This is a genomic window from Mesorhizobium sp. M7A.F.Ca.CA.001.08.2.1 (assembly GCF_003998455.1).
Taxonomy (GTDB): Bacteria; Pseudomonadota; Alphaproteobacteria; order Rhizobiales; family Rhizobiaceae; genus Mesorhizobium; species Mesorhizobium ciceri.
Window position 1 is genome coordinate 1 of sequence record NZ_RZPW01000595.1, and the last position, 4,034, is coordinate 4,034.

The 4,034-nt window shown below is 61.7% G+C and carries 4 protein-coding genes; all 4 read left to right on the plus strand.

Annotation, left to right across the window (positions count from 1 at the left end):
- Positions 1-1,226: ROK family protein (locus EN914_RS27050; RefSeq protein WP_127389367.1), on the plus strand; the 1,226-nt coding region annotated here is incomplete at its 5' end.
- 82 nt (positions 1,227-1,308) lie between these two features.
- The gene (locus EN914_RS27055; RefSeq protein WP_244514326.1) at positions 1,309-2,604 is read left to right on the plus strand and encodes a sugar ABC transporter substrate-binding protein; all 1,296 of its coding nucleotides are present in this window, start codon (positions 1,309-1,311) and stop codon (positions 2,602-2,604) included.
- A 55-nt stretch (positions 2,605-2,659) separates the two neighbouring features.
- Positions 2,660-3,526 carry a carbohydrate ABC transporter permease gene (locus EN914_RS27060; protein WP_024503977.1) on the plus strand — a complete coding sequence of 289 codons (867 nt, stop codon included), beginning with the start codon at positions 2,660-2,662 and terminating at the stop codon, positions 3,524-3,526.
- Between the two features lie 2 nt (positions 3,527-3,528).
- A partial coding sequence (locus EN914_RS27065) for a carbohydrate ABC transporter permease (protein ID WP_164778939.1) occupies positions 3,529-4,034 on the plus strand: 506 nt, incomplete at its 3' end.

Here is a 4,034-nt window from a genome sequence, read left to right on the forward strand (position 1 = left end):
GTCAGCTTGTTCCTGTCGAAGCGCTTGTGAAAGCCGTCAAGTCCAGGAACAAGCTGACCATGGCCGATTGCTCTTGCCTTGACGATGCGCGCCGGGCCCTTGCCGCGGGTGTCGATTTCGTCGGCACGACGCTTTCCGGCTATGTCGGCGGGCCGGAGCCGGAGGATCCGGACATTGCCCTCATCGCTCAAATGCGAACCCTGACCCCCTACGTCATCGCCGAAGGGCGTATCCGGTCGCCGGAGCAGGCGGCCGCCGCCGCGCGCGCCGGCGCCTGTGCCGTGGTTGTCGGATCGGCGATCACCCGTACCGAGCACGTCACCTCGTGGTTCCACCAGGCGATTTCCGAGGCCTATGCGGCAAGAGGCACGCAAACCGTGCTTGGCCCAACCGTGCTGGGCATCGACATCGGCGGAACCAAGACCATGGCCGCGCTGGTCAGCGGCGGCAAGGTGATCGAGGACATGATCGTGCCGACGGCGCGAGAGGCTGGACCCGACGCCTGGCTGGCATCCCTTGCGCAAAGCACGTCAGCCTGGTCAAGCCGCTTCAGTCGTATCGGTATTGCGGTGACGGGGCTGGTGCACGATGGACGCTGGTCGGCGTTGAATCCGGCGACGCTTGGCATTCCCGACGGCTACCCGCTGGTCGAAAGGGCATCCGCTGTTTTCGGCAAGCCCGTCTGTGCGTTCAACGATGCCCAGGCAGCCGCCTGGGGCGAATACAAATTCGGCGCCGGGCAAGGTCGCGACATCGTCTTTCTGACCATCTCGACCGGAATTGGCGGCGGCATCGTTTGCAACGGCCGATTGCTGTCCGGTCTTGCCGGTCACTTCGGTCTGATCCGTGGTTTGTCTGCAGACCAGGCCCCACTCGAAGACAGCACCTCCGGCCGCTGGATCGCTTCGCAGGCCCTCAAGGCCGGCTTCAAGGCCGATGCCGCCGATGTGTTCGGGCGTGCGCTGAAGGGCGAGGCCTGGGCCGACGCCATCGTCTCGCGGAGCGCCTCGCGGGTCGCGACGCTGTGCCGGGACATTCAGATGATGTTCGATCCGAAATCGATCGTCATCGGCGGCAGCATCGGTCTTGCCGATGGCTATCTCGACCGGGTGCGCGCGCATCTGGGCGAGGTTCCACCGCGCCTTTCCTCCAATCTCGTTGCGGCGAAGCTCGCGGGCCACGCCGGCGTCATCGGTGTTGCCGATCTTGCCGAATGGGCAAGGTAGCGGCGCCGCCGGTCATGCCATGCAAAAATCATCAAAAAAGAAGGGAACGATCATGAAATTGAGCAGGACGTCTTTTGCGCTTATGGCCACCCTCCTCGCGGGGACAGCTTTGCCGACCTTTGCCAACGCAACCGTGACCGTTCTCGGCTGGCCTGGCGGGTCCGAGGAAACCGCACTGCGGGCAACCGTGGAAACCTACAACAAGCAGGCAAGCGATGCCGACAAGGTGGAGCTGCTGTTCTTCAACCGCGAAGGCTTTTACGACAAGCTGCAGGCCGACATGGCGGCCGGATCCAACGCCTTCGACGTGAATCTCGTCGCCACCTACTCGCTCGGTCGCTACGCGCCCTATATGGAGCCGGTCGATCTTGGCGCGGATGCGGCCAAGGTTTTCGGCGAATCCGTTCTCAAGACGATGCAGTTCGACGGCAAGCAATACGGCGTGCCGACCGACCTTTCGCTGCACTTCATGTACTACCGCAAGGATCTCGTCGACGCCTTGAGCAGGGATGACGCCGCCAAGAAGACCTATGGTGAAATCGCCCAGAAATATCTCGGCAAGCCGCTGCAGCCGAAGGACCCGGACAGCTGGACCTGGGACGACTGGGCGGCCACCGCCCTCTATTTCACCAAGCAGGTGAACCCCGACAGCCCGGTGCGCTACGGCACGGTCCTGCAGATGAAGAACCTGCTGTTCAACATGATGGTCTTCCAGTCCCTGCCGCGCTCCTACGGCGGCGACTGGATGGACAAGAACGGCAATGTCACGGTGGATTCCGATGCCTACAAGACCGGCCTCGAGCTCTACAAGAAACTCTATGATGCCGGGTCATCGCCCAAGGATTCGCTGAGCTACGAATATGCGGAAACCAACGCGGCCTTCGCATCCGGTCAGGCCGCGACGGCACTGCAGTGGAATGCCGCGGCGGCGGATCTGACCAGCACCGAAAAATCTCCGGCGGTCGCCGAGGTGACCGGGATCGTCGCGCCGCCGGCAGGTCCCGACGGACGCGCCGATCATATCCACGGCCTTGGTTTGGGCCTCAACAAGAACGCCAAGAACAAGGAAGGCGCCGTCAAGTTCCTGAAGTGGCTCGCCACCGAGGATGCGGCCTTGCTCTATGCGCGCAGCGGCGGTTCGCCGGCATTGTCTCCCGATGTCGTCGCCAAGGTTGCGAAGGAACGTCCCGATCTCGTCAAGCTCGGCGAATTCGCCAGCAAGTACGGCTATGTCATGACCGGAGCGACGTCCGCGAGTGCGCTCCCGGTCTATGAGCTGCAGGCAAAGGAGTTTACCGGCTACTGGTCCGGCCAGCAGAGCCTCGAGGATGCGCTCGCCCACACCAAGGCGGGCATGCAGGACCTTCTCAAGAAATGAACCATTTGCCGGACGCCGGGTCGAGCTCGGTGTCCGGCGCGTTTGGCGGATCGAGATGGCCCTTGTGACACGTGCCGAAGGCAGGATGTATCTGACGCCGCTGGTCGGCTTCCTGCTGCTGTTCCTCGGCTTTCCGGCGATCGTCAATCTGATCTATTCCATTTCGACCGTCACATTCGAGACGCTGCGCAGTCCGGTGTTGAGCGGTTTCAGCAACTATGTCGCGGTGTTGAACGACCGCGAATTCTGGAGCTCGGCCTGGTTCTCTCTGCGATTCGGTATTCTTACCGCATCAGCGGAATGTCTGATCGGTCTTTTCCTTGCCATCTTCCTGGCACCGCTTCTGAGCAAGCGACCAGTCCTGATGGCGCCGTTGATGCTGCCGCTGATGGTCGCGCCGGCCATGGTCGGTCTCATGTACCGGCTGGTGCTGCATGAATTCGCGGGACCCGTCCCCTACTATCTCTTCCAATGGTTCGGTGACAGCCCGGCCTTCCTCGACATCAACAATGCCTTCCGCACCCTTGTCGTCGTGGAGACGCTGCAATGGACGCCTTTCGCCTTCCTGCTCTTCTACATGGCCTATTCGGCCATACCGCTCGACGTGCGCGAAGCCTCCTCGCTCGATGGCGCATCACCGTTTGAGATCGTCCGGTGGATCGACCTGCCATTGATGAAGCCGACGCTGGTCATCGCGTTTTTCATCCGTTTCATCGACGGTTTCCGGGTGTTCGACAATGTCTATGCATTGACCGGCAGTGGTGCAGGAGGTTCAACGACGTCCTTGTCGATCTACATCTACCAAGCCTTCTTCAAGGAAGGGGCTATTGGCAAGGCGGTCGCCGCCTCGGTTGTCCTGTTCATGGCGTCGTTCATCGTTCTCCACTGCCTTAACCGGCTTGCCGGCCGCAGGAAGCGTTGACGATGGCCGGGGCACTGCGCTGGATCGTTTTTGCCATCGCCGTGCTGGCGATGAATTTCCCCATTATCGTGACGCTGATCACATCGCTCAAAAGCCAGCGCGAGCTTTCGACGAACCCCGGTTTGTGGATCAGCCAGCCGACGCTCGACAACTATCTGGAGGTCCTGACGCAGACCAGCCGCTTCAACATCTATGCCTATCTGCTGAACAGCACCGTGGCGGCGCTGATCGGAACCGGCCTTGCAATCGTGCTCGCGTTCCCGGCTGCCTATGCGATCGCGCGCAGCGAGGCGGGAAAGCGCTTGGTCCTGCCGATCGTCATCAATCTTCGCGCCGTGCCGCTGATCATCTTCGCGATCCCGCTTTACATGATGTACCAGTGGCTGGGCCTGCTCGATACGCGGATCGGGCTCGGGCTCATCCTGACCATCGTCAACGCGCCGCTTGCACTCGTCATCCTGGTGAACGCGATTTCAGATGTACCAGTCGAACTCGACGAGGCGGCGAA

What these genes read in the sequence shown, in the direction of transcription:
- EN914_RS27055 (WP_244514326.1), top strand. Translation starts at nt 1,309, where the DNA reads ATGGCCACCCTCCTCGCGGGGACAGCTTTGCCGACCTTTGCCAACGCA.
- EN914_RS27060 (WP_024503977.1), top strand. Translation starts at nt 2,660, where the DNA reads ATGGCCCTTGTGACACGTGCCGAAGGCAGGATGTATCTGACGCCGCTG.